We start from the raw sequence: 16,239 nt of genomic DNA, 5'->3' as shown, positions 1-16,239 counted from the left end.
CGCTGGGTGCCGAGGCGAAACGGGTGGAGGTCGGGGACGGCTTCCGGCTGCCGGACCTCCTGGTGAGCACCGGTGCTCGGCTGCGGGAAGTCGGCACGACCAACCGCACCGCCCCCGCGGACCACGCCTCGGCCGTGACACCGGGGACCGGGTTCATCCTCAAGGTCCACTCCTCCAGCGACCACCTGGCTGCGCGCCGGTGCCTGCCTGTTGACCGCCGGCGGCGACAAGCTGCTGGGCGGTCCGCAGTGCGGCCTCCTGCTGGGGCGCGCCGACCTCGTGCGGCGACTCTCCCGCCCGGCTGGTGGGCAACATGCTCGCCGGTGTGGGGGCGGCAGCCGTCAGGAATCCGGCACCCCCCGCAGGCGAAGGTGAATCGGACGGCGGATAGGGGGGACTCACGGACTGATCGAGGACGGGAGAAGCCCGATGAGACGTGTCCGGACGGCTGTGATCGGATCCGCGGCGGCGGCCCTGGGGACGGGGGTCTGGTGGTGTTGTCGCAGGTCATCGCGGGGGGCCGGCTCCCGTGGCGGCCGATGGCTGACGGTGACCATCTACCGTGCGCCCGGCGAGGTGCAGGTGCCGACGTTGCCGGAACCGCTGGAGCGCTGTGGAGACCGGCTGGAGATCCGGGTTCGTCCCGCGCCGGGCAACCGTGGAACGGAAGTGGCGGCGCGGCCCAAGGAACCGGTTCCGAAGCTCGCCTCCTCGCTGCCGGGCAGGCTGGCCGGTCAGGATCCGCGCCAGGAGGTACGGACGGCCCTGCGCGAGGCCAAATCCTTGCTCGAGGCGGGAGAGATCCTGCTTCCCGACGCTCCGCCGACGACACATGAGTCCCCGGGCGGCAAGGTCATCGGCCTGCTGACCCGGCGGTCCGGTGGGGAGGGAGTGCTGTGAAGGCTCTGTGCTGGGAAGGTGTGAACAAGCTGGCGGTCGAGCGGGTCCCCGACCCCGAGCTGCGGAACGAGCAGGACGTCATCGTACGGCTCATCGCCGGTACCACCTGTGGGTCGGATCTCCATTTGATCGGGGGCTACATCCCCGCGATGCGAGCCGGTGACGTCATCGGCCATGAGTTCCTCGGCGAGGTCGTCGAAAGGGGCCCCAGGGTGCGCCGCCACGCCGTTGGCGACCGTGTGGTGGTCTGCTCGTTCGTCGGCTGCGGGCGCTGCTGGTACTGCGCCAACGACCTGTGGTCCCTGTGCGACAACAGCAACACCAACCCAGGTCTCGGCCAGGCCCTCTTCGGCCACGACACGGGCGGTATCTTCGGCTACTCCCACATCATGGGCGGGCTGCGCGGCAGCCATGCCGAGTACATACGGGTGCCCTTCGCCGACTACGGGGCATTTCCGGTTCCCGAGGGGATCGACGACACCAGTGCCCTGTTCGCCTCCGACTCGGCACCGACCGGATGGATGGGAGCTCACCTCGGGGGCGTCGGTCCTGGAGATGTGGTGGCGGTGTGGGGGTGCGGAGCCGTGGGACAGATGGCGGCGCGTGCCGCGATGTTGCTCGGCGCCGAGCGGGTGATCTGCGTCGACCGCATCCCCGAGCGGCTGGCCATGACCGAGCGGCACATCGGCTGCGAAACCCTCGACTACACCGCGACGGACATCGGGCCGGAGCTGCGGGAGCGGACCGGCGGACGCGGTCCTGACGTATGCATCGAGGCGGTCGGCATGGAGGCGGACAGCGTCGGCCTTTCCCGGCTGTACGACCGGGCCAAGCAGCAATTGCGGCTGCAGACGGACCGGCCGACCGCGGTACGGCAGGCCATTCATGCCTGCCGTAAGGGCGGCACGGTGTTCGTGCTCGGCGTATTCGGCGGCCTGGTCGACAAGTTCCCCCTGGGAGCCGCGATGAACAAGGGCCTGACCGTGCGCGGCGCCCAGCAGCACGGCCAGCGCTACATCCCGATGCTGCTGAGCCGCATAGCGGCCGGAGAGCTCAAGACCTCCCACCTGGCCACCCACACGGTGTCCCTGGACCAGGGGCCGAAGGGTTACGCCATGTTCAAGCACAAGACGGAGGGCTGTGTGCGCGTGGTGATCCGGCCCGGTGAGTGAGCCAACGAGGAGCCTCGTCATCAATCCTGCGCTGGTGGCCCGGGCTCAGGGGCTGTTCAACCTCGTTTGCGGGGCGTGGCCCCTGCTGCACCTTGGCAGCTTCGAGGGCCTCTTCGGTCCCAGGAGGGCGAAAGGTGAGCAGGACTGGCTGGTGCGCACCGTGGCGGGACTGCTGGTCTCCAACGGCTGGAACCAGCTCCGCACCTTGTCCACGCCCGAATGCCTGGCTCAGGCACGTCGGATCGGGATCGGCACAGCCGCCACTCTGCTGGTGGCCGATGTGGTCTATGTCCCCGCGGGCAAGGTCCGCCGTGCGCACATCGTCGACGCGGTCGTCGAGACCGGCTGGCTCATCGCCTGGCGACGTTCGGGCCGTCACCCCGTCAGACGACCGCGCGCCCTCCGTCCGCGGTGACGGTGGACCCGGTCGGGTAGCCGGAGCGGTCACTCGCTAGGAAGAGGATGACCTGGGCGATCTCGGTGGTGGAGCCCATGCGCTTGAGCAGGGTCTGACCTTCTCACTGCGGATCGGCCCCGGGACGACGGCATTGACCCGTACCCCCGCTTCGCCGAACCGCCGTGGACCGACATCCCGGCTACGGCCGGCTGGGCGGCATCCGATCCCGATCGTGCTGACGTTGACGATCCGGATCGGATGCCGCCCACTGCCGCCCCGCCTGCCGGGACACCGGATCGGTCAGTCCACCGAAATCAGACCACCGGGGCCGGGTAGGTCGGGTATTCCACCCCGGAGACGTGCTGGACGACGCGGGTGACCTGGCAGGAGTAGCCGAACTCGTTGTCGTACCACAGGTAGAGGATGGCGTTGTCGCCGTCGACCTTGGTTGCGCCGGCGTCGACGATCGAGGCGTGGCGCGAGCCGATGAAGTCGCTCGAGACCGCGTCGGGGGCGCTGATGAAGTCGATCTGGCGCTTGAGCGGCGAAGTCAACGACACGTTGCGGAGGTAGTCGAGGACCTCCTCACGCGTGGTCTCGCGCGCCAGCCGCAGGCTGAGGATCGCGATCGAGACGTCCGGCACCGGGACGCGGATCGAACTGCCGGTGATCCTCGCCTTGAGGTCGGGCAGCGCCTTGGCGACGGCGGAGGCGGCACCGGTCTCGGTGATGACCATGTTGAGCGGCGCCGAGCGGCCGCGGCGGTCTGAGCTGTGATAGTTGTCCAGCAGGTTCTGGTCATTGGTGAACGAGTGGACGGTTTCCACGTGGCCGCGCAGAACACCGTATTCGTCCGCCATCGCCTTCAGCGGCGGGACGATCGCGTTGGTGGTGCAGGACGCGCAGGACAGGATCTGCTCATCCGGCTTGATCATGTCGTGGTTCACGCCATGGACGACGTTGGGGACGTCGCCCTTGCCCGGCGCGGTCAGGACGACCTTGGCGATACCGGGGCGGAGGTGCTGCGACAGGCCCTCGCGGTCGCGCCACTTGCCGGTGTTGTCGATGAGGATGGCGTCCTTGATGCCGTACGCCGTGTAGTCCACCGACGTCGGGGCGTCGGAGTAGATCACCTTGATCTCGTTGCCGTTAGCGATGATCTTGCTGTTCGTCTCGTCGACGGTGATCGTGCCCTGGAACTGGCCATGGATGGAGTCACGGCGCAGCAGCGAGGCCCGCTTGACGATGTCCTGGCCGGAGCCCTTGCGGACGACGATGGCCCGCAGCCGCAGACCGTTGCCGGAGCCGGCCTTCTCGATGAGCAGGCGGGCGAGGAGGCGGCCGATGCGACCGAACCCGTAGAGGACGACATCGCGCGGCTCGCGGCACTCGATCTTGTTGGCACCCGTGGCGCCGGCGACGGCCTCGGCGGTGAACGCCTCCACCGAGAGATGCCGGTCGTCGGTCCTGTGCATCGCGGCAAGCATGCCGATGTCGATCTGAGAAGGGCCGAGATCGAGCGTAGTGAGAGCGTGCAGGAACGGGAGCGTCTGGGTGACCGAGAGTTCCTCGCCGGCGATCTGCCGGGCGAATCGATGCGCCTTGAGGATGCTGACCACCGACTTGTTCACCAAGGAGCGGCTGTGAAGCAGGACCGTTACATCCCGTTCCCGATGCAGCTTCCCGATGATCGGGATCATCGACTCCGCGATCTCCTCGCGGTTCTTCCAGTTGGTGAACGAGTCCTCGTGGGTCACAAGTCCATCTTTCGAGCTAGGCGGTGCTCAGATGGTAGCTCGTCGCCACTTTGATCATTCGAACGGTGCCACCTGAGCGGCATCCCCCGCTCGGGCCCCCGCGCCACAGCGGCACAGGGAGCTGGACGCCGCTCCTGGTCAGCGTGGACATATCCGGGCAGATGCCGGAGGCGGCGACTGCGATCTCCGCCTCGACCGGACACCGCAGCCTTACAGCAGGGTCATCTTGGCGTACGGACTCGTGATCCGTTCCCGTCGCGAGCCGAAGTCCACGAGCACCGCGATTCCCTCCTCGACCTCGATGACCCGACCGAGGCCGTGCACATCGTGGGTAACGCGGTCGGCGACGGCGAAGTGCTTCTCAGGTGGCGCTTCCTGCGCCTTGAAGGGGCTGGAGGGTAGACGGCGCTTGGTCACAGCTGGCTTTGTCATTGTTGTAAGTATGCGCCAACCGGACCTGTCCGTGCGGCCCCGGCGTACTGATCTTACGTTCCGGTACCCTCCGAGTCCCGGTCGCCGAGCAGACCGGGGCAGGGATCGTGTTCGGCAACGGATCGGGCACATCGCCACTTCCCCCCGCCGTCCGCACGCCGCCCGCACGCCGTCTTGCTGCGGCGCCGCGCCCCTGACCACGGCCGCGGAGGGGCGCACGACACGACCCCCGGCCGCTGCGGCTCGCGACCGGTCAGCAGCCAATCCACCGTCGTCTGACCCAGCTCCGCGATACGGGCCAGGTCGAGCGAGGTAAAGCGGCGCCTACCGCTCAGCTGACCCGCTGCCGAGGGGCCGTCCAGCGGTCCGCGGCGAGATCGCCGCCCGCGCCGGCAGTGATCAAGCCCACGGGATTCCGGAGGCGTCGGAGCCGGGCATGCCCATTACAGTCGGCGCCGTGGACTTCCTTACCGACATCCTGGGCGAGCCCTATCAGGCCGTCGACCTGCCGCTCGCCGCCGATGACGAGGGCGATGTCGTCGCGACCCTGGTCCGCCGCCAGGCCGGAGCTCCTGGCGCGGCGGCTGGAGGCCGCCGCCGGGCCGTGCTCTACGTGCACGGCTACATCGACTACTTCTTCCAGACCCACCTGGCCGACTTCTACGCCGAGCGCGGCTACGACTTCTACGCACTCGACCTGCGCAAGTACGGCCGCTCATTGCGCCCGCACCACTCGCCGAACTTCATCCGCGACCTCGACACCTACGACGAGGAACTCGACGAGGCCGTCCGCATCATCCGCGAGGTCGACGGGCACGACACCCTGCTGCTCAACGGCCACTCCACGGGCGGCCTGATCAGCGCGCTGTACGCCGACCGGCGGGCTGGGCGGGGGACGATCGACGCGCTCTTCCTCAACAGCCCGTTCCTGTCCCTGCCCGCCCCCTCGCTGATACGCACGCTCGGCGCCCCCGTCGTCCACGCCCTCGGACGTTTCGCGGCCACCCGCAAGCTCCCGGCTCCCCTCAACCCGTTCTACGTGCACAGCCTCCACCGCGACTTCCGGGGCAATTGGGAGTTCGACCTGACCCTCAAGCCCGCCGAGGGCTTCCCCCTCTACGCCGGGTGGCTGGCGGCGATCCAGCGGGGTCAGCGGCGGGTGCGCCGGGGCTTGCGGATCGACTGCCCGGTCCTGGTGATGGCCTCAACCGCCAGCACCAGTACCACCAAGTGGAACGACGACCTGCTCCGCACCGACGGCATCCTGCGCGCCGACGACATCGCCTGCCTCGCCCCCCGGCTGGGCCCGCGGGTCACCACCGTGCGCGTCCGGGACGGGGTGCACGACCTGGTACTGTCGGCGCCCGACGTGCGCGAGCGCATCTTCGCCGAGCTCGATCTCTGGCTCAGCGCCTATCTTCCGGACCGGTCCGGTCGATCGGCGGATACGCGGAGCCCGTCTTGAAGACAGCCCAGACAACACCGCTTCCCAGTAGACGAGTTGGCCGGCCACAACCCCGTCGGGGGCCGAGGCATCACCCAGCACATCGCGCTGCCACAGCGCGTCGGCGTTCAAGCCCTCGGCCAGGCCGAACGGCGAGGGATCAGCGGCGAACTTCACCGCATCCGCTTAGGGTCATCCTGGCCCGGGCGACCGAGGGACGGACCCTGTCCATGGCGGGAAACCGGCTCACGGCAGCCCTCACCCAGGGGCATACCCCGGCGCCGTCAGCCTGTACGCGCCGGTGCTGCCTACGGTCTTCACCAGGGACACGCTCTTCCGCGGCGGCCGCGCTGAGCAGCGGCAGCCGCAGAGCCGTGCGCGCCTCATGACACACGCACAGTCGAAGCACCGAACGCTTCGCGGGGTCCTCCGCACAATCGGGCGAACAGCTGCCCGAGGCCACCGGCACTCCCTATGCTGGCCTCATGATCGACCTGCCGCTCTCCGCGCTGGAAGTCGCCATGGTCCAGGCCGGTATGCGGGCCGTGGACACGTTACGTGACACCGCCCACTTCGCCCGGCGTCTCGACACCCTCGGCTACCGGCGGCTCTGGTACGCCGAGCACCATCATTCCCCCGCCATCGGCGCGTTCCCACCCGTCGTCCTGACCGCTCATGCGGCCGCGTCGACATCGGCCATCCGCTTGGGGTCCGGAGGCGTACTCGCCCCCAACCACGCCCCCATCATGCTGGCGGAACAGTTCGGCACACTCGCCGCACTGCACCCCGACCGGATCGATCTGGGCATCGGCCGCGGTCCTGGCACCTTCGACGAGTCCACCGCCCGGGCACTGCGGCGCGGCGCCGGACCCACGACGGACGACGAGTACCGGGACGACGTGGCATCAACGCTGCGGTTCCTGGTCGACGAGGTGGCGCTCGGTCCGCTCCCGGAACCGTGGCTGCTGTCCTCCAGTACCGCCGGTGCCGCGCTCGCCGCGGAACTCGGCCTGCCGATCGCCTTCGCCCATCACATCCGTCCCGACAACACCCTCGCCGCACTCGACCATTACCGTGCGCGTTTCTCCCCCTCCCAGTGGTGTGAACGCCCCCGCGTGTTGGTGTGTGTGGAAACAGTCTGCGCCGAGACGCAGGAGGAAGCAGTACGGCTGGCCGGCCCCATGGACGTCGTCAAGGCCGGGCTCCTCAAGGGACACAGCGAGGCCCCGTTCCCCTCGCCCACAGAGGCATCCGCACACCCTTTCACCGCGGAAGAGCGGCAGGCGCTGGCGGCTTTCCGGGCCCATCAAGCGCACGGCGCACCCGAGACCGTCGTGCGACGCCTGACGGAACTGGCGGACGCGACCGGCGCGGACGAACTGATGCTGGTCACGCCTGTCTACGCGTTGGCTGCCCGCTTGCGATCGTACGAACTCGTCAAACAGCATGCCGCAACGCCGTTGAAGGCGCCGAAGCACTGAGCCCCGCACACACCGGCACAGAGGCGACTGTGCATACGGCATGACGCCGGACACCTCAGCGAGGGTGCCCTCCGGGACTGCCGCCGCAGCCGACCACTGGTCTTCGGTCGCGTCAGCAGGCCACCCAGATCGGCAACCTCCCGCACCTCCGCGACCTCGCACACTGGACGCCTACGTCATGGACGGACTCGACGTCGAGACGCTCATGTCTCTTGTGGACAGGGGAATGACCCGTGGGGAGTGGGTGATCATGGCCGGCCACGACATCGGCGATCAATGTCGGCAGACCGTGCGCGCCCGCGACCTCGAAGAGGTCTGCCGCCGACTGGCGCAGGACGACCGCATCTGGGTGGCACCCGTGGCCGAGGTCGCCAAGCATCTGCCGGCAACTCGCACGCGGTGACGGCCACACCGTCCCCACCAGCGACGTAGACCTCCCAGAGCTCGCGGCCCGGGCCGTGGGCGCAGACCTGCCTGGAGTGCGGGGCAGCAGGCCGTGGTCGTTCTCCTCGAAGGTGGCCGGCCCGGCGGCCAGACACGTGATCCATTGCGCTGCTGCGACTGGCCACCGTCCGGAGCCGTCGTCGGTGTGTGAGACCGGCCACGGTGACGCCCGAGCCGGGGCCACCGTTGAACGCGGCGGCGTGGTCGGGCGTACCTCGTGTCAGCAGGCCGCTTTCGGCCTGGGACAGAGCAACCGTCCGAACGGCTCGGGCGCACAGCGGAACGGAGTGAGGGTCATATGCCCAGGTTGTTCAGGGTGCGGTAAGCATCGCCGCGGCGGGGAGCCGAGGCGTTAACCGAAATGAGCCGTGACATATGACCGGCCGCCGGTGCGTCTGCGGGAGGTCGGAGCCCTGACATCCTCCGGCGCGGCGCTGACCTCTCCGGTCCACCGAACCGCCCGTGAGCGTTGGTCCGGAAGGCGAAGACCGTCCCGGGCGGGGCGAGGGCCGGCAGACCCGCCCTCGACACCGGCACTACCCGACACGGAACCCGAGGGCTGCCCCCGGGTGGATCACCGCAGGAGAGGCGGCGGTGCGTGTCGACAACGGAAAGGCAAGAGATGGACTACTGCTCCTCGTGCCGCAGGACTCTCAACGGCGTCGTGACGTGTCCGGAGTGCGGTGCGTACGACCCGCTCGCCGGGCAGGCCGACCCTCGAGCGCTGAGGGCGCAGACCATCGCGGAACAGGTCTTCGGGCCCGGTCAGGAAGAAGGTTTCTCCACACCCGAGACCGCTACGCCCGAGACCGCAACGCTCGAGTCCGGCTCACTCGAGTCCGGCACCTTGGAATTCGCGGGCCCCGACGCACCCGGCCCCGGGGCCGCCCGCGAAGGTACCCCGGCAGCCGACACAGGCAGGCGCCCGCAGGGGGAGCCGGATCCTTCTCCGCGGCGCCGTGTCGTCCCCGGCCGCACCAGGCACCGGCGCAGGGCGGCGGCCATGGCGGCCCTCGCGGTCGTCGGCAGTCTGGCAGGCGGTTCACTACTGCTTTCCCAGCGCTCCCCCGGCCCTTCGCATGCGGCCTCGGAGCCGGATACCGGATCTCCCCCGGAGCACGAGGCCGATCCTGCCGCGTCCACCCCCGCCAACTCGGTCTCGCCCGTCACTCGCCCGCCCGACAGGGCCAGCCGTCAGTCGAGGAACAGCGTCACTCGTCCCCCGCGTACGACAGCCCCGCCCCGGCCGTCGGGCACCCCCACCGAACCAGCGAAGAAGACGAGCCCCTCGCCGTCGGCCACCAGCGAGCCGTCCAAGGAGCCCTCCGATCACCAGCCCAGCCGGACGGCCTCACCCCCCAGGCCGTCGTCATCCGCCACCCGCCCCGGCCCCGGCCCCGGCAAAACGCCTTCGCCAAGCCCCACTCCCACTCCGTCGGGCTCAGGCAACACATCAGCCCCGGCACCCTCGCCGTGACACGCAGACGGATCGGCGTGGGCGCCTCCCTGGACGGTTGCCCGCGCCCCAGGGACAGCCATCGAGGCCTCCCGCCCCCATGGCCGGGACGACCCCGCACACGCAGCAGTCGACGGGGCGTGCCCTCGGCGCTCTGCGCTCTCGAGCAGCCAGGCGTCCACTTCGCCGGCACCGGCGGCGCCCGGTGCTGTGGGATGGTGGTCGCGTGACGTTGGAGGATCTCGTCCGGCTGCGCCGGGCCCGTGACCTGATGGACCGCGACTACGCGAAGCCGCTCGACGTTCCGGCGCTGGCGCGCGTCGCCTTCATGTCACCGGGCCATTTCTCCCGCAGCTTTCGCGCTGCCTTCGGGGAGACGCCGTACAGCTACCTGATGACGCGCCGAATCGAGCGGGCCAAGGCGTTGCTGCGGCGGGGCGACCTGACGGTGACGGAGGTCTGCTTCGCGGTCGGCTGCACATCGCTGGGGTCGTTCAGCTCGCGCTTCACCGAGCTGGTCGGCGAGAGCCCGAGCTCATACCGGGCCCGCCGCCATGACGAGGGTGCCGCCATCCCGGCCTGCGTCGCCAAGATCCACACGCGACCGGTCAGGAATGGAGAAGCAAAACCTGCCCCACCACCCGTAGCGTGAATCGCATGGACATCAAGCTTTCACAGTGCTTCATCGCCGTCGACGACCACGACAAGGCGCTCGCCTTCTACCGGGACGTTCTCGGTCTGGAGGTGCGCAACGACGTCGGGTTCGAGGGGATGCGCTGGGTGACTGTCGGCGCGCCGTCGCAGCCCGATGTGGACATCGTCCTCGAACCGCCCCTCGCGGACCCGAACGCCTCGCCCGCCGACAAGCAGGCCATGGCGGAACTGCTGGCGAAGGGCCTGCTGCGCGGTGTCATCTTCAGGACCGACGACTGCGACGCCACCTTCGAGCGCGTCCGCGCCGCGGGTGGCGAGGTGCTGCAGGAGCCGACCGACCAGCCATACGGCGTCCGCGACTGCGCCTTCCGCGATCCCTCCGGCAATATGCTTCGCTTCAACGAGCTCCGCTGAGCCGTCCGGCGACAGCAAGCCTTGACCTGCACAGACGGCACCGTGGATGTCTGGGTGGCCAGGGCCTCGGCGGACGGTGCGCCATACCTGGTGCCGCTGTCCTTCGACCGGGACGGCGAGGCGCTGCTGGTGGCCAGGCCGACGGACAGCCCGACCGGCAGGAACCTGGCCGCCACCCGGGCGGTTCGGCTGGGGCCGGCCACACCCGCGACGTGTCCATGATCGAGGGCGAATGCCTCGGCCGGGCGCGCCGCGTGGCCGGAGCCCAGAGGCGCCACGGGCCGAGGCGGCGTGGATGCCGTGATACGTGCACCGAGCTCGACCCCGGCCGGCGTCAGCCGGACGGGCGTCGCACCACCCCGGCCGCCACCGCCGATCAGGCACCAGACACACTGCTCGAAGCTGGCCAGATCGAGCAAGGCGACGCCGACGGAGACCGCGAAGGCGGCCCCGCCTCACAGATGGAGACACGATGAGCATGGCCACGAGGACGGACACTCAGTCGCCTGCGCTGCACGTTGCCGACAGCCACGATCTGATCCGCGTGCACGGCGCGCGCGAGAACAACCTCAAGGACGTCAGCATCGAGATCCCGAAGCGCCGGCTGACAGTGTTCACCGGCGTCTCCGGCTCGGGCAAGAGCTCGCTGGTGTTCAACACGATCGCCGCGGAGTCGCAGCGGCTGATCAACGAGACCTACAGCGCCTTCGTGCAGGGCTTCATGCCGACGCTGGCGCGGCCCGAGGTCGACGTCCTCGACGGGCTGACGACCGCGATCATCGTCGACCAGCAGCGGATGGGTGCCGACACCCGCTCCACGGTCGGTACCGCCACCGACGCCAACGCGATGCTGCGCATCCTCTTCAGCCGGCTCGGCAAGCCGCACATCGGCCCGCCCAGCGCGTACGCCTTCAACGTCCCCTCGGTCCGGGCGAGCGGTGCGATCACGGTCGAGCGCGGTGCCAAGAAGGCGGTGAAGGCGACCTTCTCCCGCACCGGCGGCATGTGTACCCGCTGCGAAGGCCGGGGCACGGTCTCCGACATCGACCTCACCCAGCTCTACGACGACTCCAAGTCGATCGCCGAGGGCGCGTTCACCATCCCCGGCTGGAAGTCGGACAGCTTCTGGACCGTGCGGGTCTACGCCGAGTCGGGCTTCCTCGACCCGGACAAGCCGATCCGCGAGTTCACCAAGAAGGAGATGCAGGACTTCCTGTACCGGGAGCCGACCAAGGTGAAGGTCGAGGGCGTGAACCTCACCTACGAGGGGCTGATCCCCAAGATCCAGAAGTCGTTCCTGTCCAAGGACAAGGAGTCGCTGCAGCCGCACATCCGGGCGTTCGTGGAGCGGGCGGTCACCTTCACCACCTGCCCCGAGTGTGACGGCACCCGGCTCAGCGAGGGCGCCCGGTCGTCGAAGATCAAGGGGGTCAGCATCGCCGACGCCTGCGCGATGGAGATCAGGGACCTGGCCGAGTGGGTCCGCGGTCTGGACGAGCCGTCGGTGGCGCCGCTGCTCACCGCGGTGCAGCAGACTCTCGACTCGTTCGTGGAGATCGGCCTTGGCTACCTCTCGCTCGACCGGCCGTCGGGCACGCTCTCGGGCGGTGAGGCGCAGCGCGTCAAGATGATCCGCCACCTCGGCTCCTCGCTCACCGACGTCACCTACGTCTTCGACGAGCCCACCGCGGGCCTGCACCCCCATGACATCCAGCGGATGAACGATCTGCTGCTGCGGCTGCGGGACAAGGGCAACACGGTGCTCGTCGTGGAGCACAAGCCGCAGACGATCGCGATCGCCGACCACGTCGTCGACCTCGGCCCCGGCGCCGGCACGGCGGGCGGCACCGTCTGCTTCGAGGGCACCGTCGAGGGGCTGCGGGCCGGCGACACCGTCACCGGCCGCCACCTCGACGACCGGGCCGCCCTCAAGGAGACGGTGCGCAAGCCCACCGGCACGCTGGAGATCCGCGGCGCGACGGCGCACAACCTGCAGGGCGTCGATGTCGACATCCCACTCGGGGTACTTGCCGTCGTCACCGGCGTCGCCGGCTCCGGCAAGAGCTCCCTCGTCCACGGCTCGATCCCGGCCGGCGCGGGCGTGGTGTCGGTCGACCAGGGAGCCATCAAGGGCTCCCGACGCAGCAACCCGGCGACGTACACCGGGCTGCTCGACCCGATCCGCAAGGCGTTCGCGAAGGCCAATGGCGTGAAGCCGGCGCTGTTCAGCGCCAACTCCGAGGGCGCCTGCCCCACTTGCAACGGCGCCGGCGTCATCTACACCGACCTGGCGATGATGGCCGGCGTCGCCACCACCTGCGAGGAGTGCGAGGGAAAGCGGTTCCAGGCATCGGTGCTGGACCACCTCCTCGGCGGCCGCGACATCAGCGAGGTGCTGGCGATGTCGGTGACGGAGGCCGAGGAGTTCTTCGGCGCCGGCGAGGCGCACACACCGGCCGCGCAGCGCGTCCTCAACCGGCTCGCCGACGTCGGGCTCGGCTACCTCAGCCTCGGCCAGCCGCTCAACACGCTGTCCGGCGGCGAGCGGCAGCGGCTCAAGCTGGCCACCCACATGGCCGAGAAGGGCGGCGTCTACGTCCTCGACGAGCCGACCGCCGGCCTGCATCTCGCCGACGTCGAACAGCTGCTCGGCCTGCTCGACCGGCTCGTCGACTCCGGCAAGTCGGTCATCGTCGTCGAGCACCACCAGGCGGTCATGGCGCACGCCGACTGGATCATCGACCTCGGCCCCGGCGCCGGCCACGACGGCGGCCGGATCGTCTTCGAGGGCACCCCCGCCGACCTCGTCGCCGCCCGCTCCACCCTCACCGGCGAGCACCTCGCGGCCTACGTCGGCACCTGACCGAGGCCCTCGCCGACCCGGTGAAACAGTCACAACTCGCGGCCGCCTGCCGTCGGTAGAGGCAATCGCGGGCCCGGGCATGGCGGCGGCGACGGGGGCTTGCCCCGAACTCGTGACCGAACTCGGGAGAACTCGCGACGGCGCCCAGCCCGGTAAGCCGCTGTCCCACGGCACGGAACCAGGCGCCGGCGACGGGAACCAGGCGCCGGCGACGAATCCGCATGTACTACTGAGATGGGGAGATGCCACACTCCGGAAGGTGATCTTCGTCATGGCATATGCGGAGCCTCCAGCTCCGAGGAAGCCGAGCGCCGTCGGCGGACCACGCAAGCCGTCCGGCCCCGGCCGCGATGCGTATGGACGGCGCCTGATGCCGCGAGGCGGTAACCCGGCTTGGGCGAAGGGGCCGCGTGGGTGACATGCAACTGCTGACCTTCGGCCACGGCACCGCGGACGCCACGCAGATGGAGCGACTGCTGCACGGCGCCGGAGTGCGCCGGCTGGTCGATGTGCGGACGGCGCCCGGCAGCCGACACAATCCCGACGCCAACCGTGACGCGATGTCACGGTGGCTGCCGCAGACCGGCATCGCCTACCGGTGGGAGAAGCGGCTCGGCGGCTGGCGGAAGGCACGCCCGGACACGCCCGACACCGCGCTGCGCAACCGTGCTTTCAGCGGGTACGCCGCCCACATGCGCTCGCCCGAGTTCCTCGCCGCGATCGACGACCTGCTCACCGAGTCGGCCGGCGAACGCACCGCGGTCATGTGCGCGGAGTCCGTGTGGTGGCGCTGCCACCGCAAGATGATCGCCGACTTCCTGGTCCTCGCCCGCGAGATCCAGGTCCTGCACCTCATGCACGACGGAACACTGAAACCGCACCGCCCGAGCACTGAGGCTCGCCTGCTGCCCGAACCCCGCCTGCTCGTCTACGACGCGGGCCAGCCTCCCCTCCCGGAGTGAAGCCGGCCGGACCGGCGAGGGCGATGCCGTACGTCTGCGGTACCCCGTACTCCGGTGAGGCCTGTGGTGAGGACTCCGTGGCCCGTGTGGACACCACGCGCCCTCCTGGGACACACACCCGGCCGCGAAGGACCATAAGGACCACGGTGTGCCCGACTGCGTACTCGGTGGGCATCCGCGTCGACTGACCCACCGGCCCCGGCGAGGTCTTCGGCGTCCCGCACGCCTCACGCGACTGCGCCATTGGAGGTGATGAAGGGACGACCATTGGGCCGAGCAGCCCAATTGCAGCGTTCCTTGACGGCTTCTGCGCGACTTCCCTTGTTAAATCTAATTACCAGTTGATTTCCGACTGGCGACTCATACGGAGGAATTATGCAGATCGCGAAGAAGGCGGCCTTCCTGGCCGCAACCGCCGGCACCCTGGTGCTCCTCGGGACCGGTACCGCGGCCGCCACCGATGGCGACCACAAGGAGGTTCCGCCTCCCACCACCGTCCAGGCTTGCAGCCTCAACACCGGCGACGTCTCCATCACCTCAGGTGACGTCACCACCGGGGACGTCGGGGACTACTCGCCCACCGGTAACAACACGCTCGTCGTCAGTGTCAGCTGTTTCAACACCACTGACTGACGCCTGGAGCGGATTCGGCGACCACGGTCGCTGAGCCAGGGCGTTCCCCTCAGCCCTCTCGGGTTGAGGGGAACGCGGCACTCACCGCCGCACCAGGATCAGCGCATCGGTGCCGCTCGTACGCAAGGTGCCTTCGTGAGCATCCAGCGCGGCCACCGTCGGCGCGTCCACACAGCAGCCCAACACACCCCACCGCGGCCGCCCGTGCCCGCACCCGCGCGAGCCCGTTCCTCAACAGGGCCAAGCCGCCCGCGGTGCCCGATCCGTACGGCCCCGTCGGCAGGCCGGGTGGTGTGCCCTCGCGATCACCACGGCCTCATCTCGCCCGCTGACCGGCCCGCACACCGCGCCGCCCGCACATCTCCTGGACACGCGGGTGCCGATGATTCATCCGGCCAGGTCAGCAGCCTTGATCACCGACGTCAGGCGGCGCCTCCGCCGAACCCGCTGTCTTCACCAGGAGTCCGCCGCGCGGCACCATGACGTGTCGTGCCGCTGCGCCTGGCCTGTGGCTGCCGGAACTGGGCAGGCTGTCCGTCCCGGGGCTGACGACCCCAAAGGTTCCTTGAGTGACCGCCCATCAGCATGGGCAGCCGCACCTCTGAGCTCGGCGTCGGCCAGTTGCCCCCGTCCTGGCAGACGCCGCTTTTCGTGAGCCCGCATCCGCCCGCAACGCAGGCGCAACGCCTCGCACGGGACCGGACACGCGCACAGTCCGGAGACGCCCCAAGGAGCGTCCGGCCCCCCAACGTGAGCGGAGCTGAGAGTGCCCGCCCGAGCGGTACGGAAGTGTTCACAGCTTCTCGAAGGGGTCGTGCTCGGCGAGCAGCCTCTCCACCCGCGCCTGATCGACCCGGCTGACGATCTGCCCGGCCTCCTGCCGGTCCCGGACCACCTTGGCCAGGGTGAAGGCGGAAGTCACCAGGTAGAGCACGGCGATGGCCAGGAAGCCACGCACCCAGGCGTCGGCGTTCAGCCGGAAGATGCCGATGGCGGTGGCCGCCATGGCGACGGCGAAGGAGGCGACCGCCTGACCGTAGAACGCGGCCGTACTCTGCTGCTTGACCGGTGTCTCACTCATACGGACAAGGATCGGCGGACGCGGTCATCCCCGCATCCGACCGGGTACTCAGGTACGTACTCAGACATCAGGCGCACGCCACAGGACCTCGCAGCGCCCCCGCGACGCCCCCCGGACCGCCGAGACCCCGGTCAGCGCACCGTAGCGGT

16 protein-coding genes and 3 pseudogenes are annotated in these 16,239 nt (G+C 69.6%); 14 read left to right on the top strand and 5 right to left on the bottom strand.

What is annotated here, in order from left to right:
• Positions 1-17: 17 nt before the first annotated feature.
• From ABZU99_RS19935 to ABZU99_RS19920, 4 genes and pseudogenes are all read left to right on the top strand, one after another.
• Positions 18-297 (top strand): annotated as a pseudogene (locus ABZU99_RS19935) (L-seryl-tRNA(Sec) selenium transferase); the annotation flags it as partial.
• A gap of 252 nt (positions 298-549) precedes the next feature.
• Positions 550-900 (top strand): hypothetical protein, encoded by a 351-nt coding sequence (locus tag ABZU99_RS19930; protein WP_355944212.1) that lies wholly within the window; start codon positions 550-552, stop codon positions 898-900.
• Complete coding sequence (locus tag ABZU99_RS19925; protein ID WP_355944210.1) at positions 897-2,072, top strand: zinc-dependent alcohol dehydrogenase; 1,176 nt, start codon at positions 897-899, stop codon at positions 2,070-2,072. The genes ABZU99_RS19930 and ABZU99_RS19925 overlap by 4 nt, the downstream gene beginning before the upstream one ends.
• A complete protein-coding gene (locus tag ABZU99_RS19920) occupies positions 2,065-2,487 on the top strand; it encodes a hypothetical protein (protein WP_355944208.1) in 423 nt (140 codons plus the stop codon). The genes ABZU99_RS19925 and ABZU99_RS19920 overlap by 8 nt, the downstream gene beginning before the upstream one ends.
• Here ABZU99_RS19920 and ABZU99_RS19915 read toward each other — a convergent pair.
• From ABZU99_RS19915 to ABZU99_RS19905, 3 genes are all read right to left on the bottom strand, one after another.
• Positions 2,456-2,566 carry an SDR family oxidoreductase gene (locus ABZU99_RS19915; RefSeq protein WP_355944206.1) on the bottom strand — a complete coding sequence of 37 codons (111 nt, stop codon included), beginning with the start codon at positions 2,564-2,566 and terminating at the stop codon, positions 2,456-2,458. The two genes, ABZU99_RS19920 and ABZU99_RS19915, sit on opposite strands and share 32 nt — an antisense overlap.
• Positions 2,567-2,783: 217 nt before the next feature.
• Positions 2,784-4,226 carry a glyceraldehyde-3-phosphate dehydrogenase gene (locus ABZU99_RS19910; RefSeq protein ID WP_355944204.1) on the bottom strand — a complete coding sequence of 481 codons (1,443 nt, stop codon included), beginning with the start codon at positions 4,224-4,226 and terminating at the stop codon, positions 2,784-2,786.
• Positions 4,227-4,436: 210 nt separating this feature from the next.
• Entirely contained in the window at positions 4,437-4,658 is a 222-nt protein-coding gene (locus tag ABZU99_RS19905) for a hypothetical protein (RefSeq protein WP_355944202.1), read from the bottom strand.
• 436 nt (positions 4,659-5,094) lie between these two features.
• Between ABZU99_RS19905 and ABZU99_RS19900 the strand changes: the two genes are divergently transcribed.
• From ABZU99_RS19900 to ABZU99_RS19885, 4 genes and pseudogenes are all read left to right on the top strand, one after another.
• Complete coding sequence (locus ABZU99_RS19900; RefSeq protein WP_355944200.1) at positions 5,095-6,123, top strand: alpha/beta hydrolase; 1,029 nt, start codon at positions 5,095-5,097, stop codon at positions 6,121-6,123.
• A 191-nt stretch (positions 6,124-6,314) separates the two neighbouring features.
• Positions 6,315-6,448 (top strand): annotated as a pseudogene (locus ABZU99_RS19895) (MBL fold metallo-hydrolase); the annotation flags it as partial.
• A 139-nt stretch (positions 6,449-6,587) separates the two neighbouring features.
• Positions 6,588-7,583: an LLM class flavin-dependent oxidoreductase gene (locus ABZU99_RS19890; protein WP_356046086.1), complete on the top strand. Its 996-nt coding sequence runs from the start codon at positions 6,588-6,590 to the stop codon at positions 7,581-7,583.
• 178 nt (positions 7,584-7,761) lie between these two features.
• A complete protein-coding gene (locus ABZU99_RS19885; protein WP_355944196.1) occupies positions 7,762-7,986 on the top strand; it encodes a hypothetical protein in 225 nt (74 codons plus the stop codon).
• A 1,235-nt stretch (positions 7,987-9,221) separates the two neighbouring features.
• Here ABZU99_RS19885 and ABZU99_RS19880 read toward each other — a convergent pair.
• Positions 9,222-9,344: a hypothetical protein gene (locus ABZU99_RS19880; protein ID WP_355944194.1), complete on the bottom strand. Its 123-nt coding sequence runs from the start codon at positions 9,342-9,344 to the stop codon at positions 9,222-9,224.
• Positions 9,345-9,709: 365 nt separating this feature from the next.
• On the opposite strand from ABZU99_RS19880, the gene ABZU99_RS19875 reads away from it, so the two are divergent.
• The 6 genes and pseudogenes from ABZU99_RS19875 (at position 9,710) to ABZU99_RS19850 (ending at position 15,009) form a co-directional block, all read left to right on the top strand.
• The gene (locus ABZU99_RS19875) at positions 9,710-10,135 is read left to right on the top strand and encodes a helix-turn-helix transcriptional regulator (protein WP_355944192.1); all 426 of its coding nucleotides are present in this window, start codon (positions 9,710-9,712) and stop codon (positions 10,133-10,135) included.
• A gap of 5 nt (positions 10,136-10,140) precedes the next feature.
• Entirely contained in the window at positions 10,141-10,551 is a 411-nt protein-coding gene (locus ABZU99_RS19870; RefSeq protein WP_355944190.1) for a VOC family protein, read from the top strand.
• A gap of 21 nt (positions 10,552-10,572) precedes the next feature.
• Positions 10,573-10,781: pseudogene (locus tag ABZU99_RS19865) on the top strand (pyridoxamine 5'-phosphate oxidase family protein); the annotation flags it as partial.
• A gap of 248 nt (positions 10,782-11,029) precedes the next feature.
• Complete coding sequence (locus tag ABZU99_RS19860) at positions 11,030-13,414, top strand: excinuclease ABC subunit UvrA (RefSeq protein ID WP_356046082.1); 2,385 nt, start codon at positions 11,030-11,032, stop codon at positions 13,412-13,414.
• A gap of 419 nt (positions 13,415-13,833) precedes the next feature.
• Positions 13,834-14,376 (top strand): DUF488 domain-containing protein, encoded by a 543-nt coding sequence (locus ABZU99_RS19855; RefSeq protein WP_356046205.1) that lies wholly within the window; start codon positions 13,834-13,836, stop codon positions 14,374-14,376.
• Positions 14,377-14,751: 375 nt separating this feature from the next.
• Positions 14,752-15,009 (top strand): hypothetical protein, encoded by a 258-nt coding sequence (locus ABZU99_RS19850; protein ID WP_355944186.1) that lies wholly within the window; start codon positions 14,752-14,754, stop codon positions 15,007-15,009.
• A gap of 793 nt (positions 15,010-15,802) precedes the next feature.
• Here ABZU99_RS19850 and ABZU99_RS19845 read toward each other — a convergent pair.
• Positions 15,803-16,090, bottom strand: coding sequence for a YiaA/YiaB family inner membrane protein (locus tag ABZU99_RS19845; RefSeq protein ID WP_355944184.1), 288 nt, complete (start codon positions 16,088-16,090; stop codon positions 15,803-15,805).
• Between the last annotated feature and the right edge of the window lie 149 nt (positions 16,091-16,239).

Origin of the sequence: Streptomyces sp. NPDC005266 (genome assembly GCF_040607655.1) — a bacterium.
GTDB lineage: Bacteria > Actinomycetota > Actinomycetes > Streptomycetales > Streptomycetaceae > Streptomyces.
This window is presented reverse-complemented; position numbering and strand designations above follow the sequence as displayed.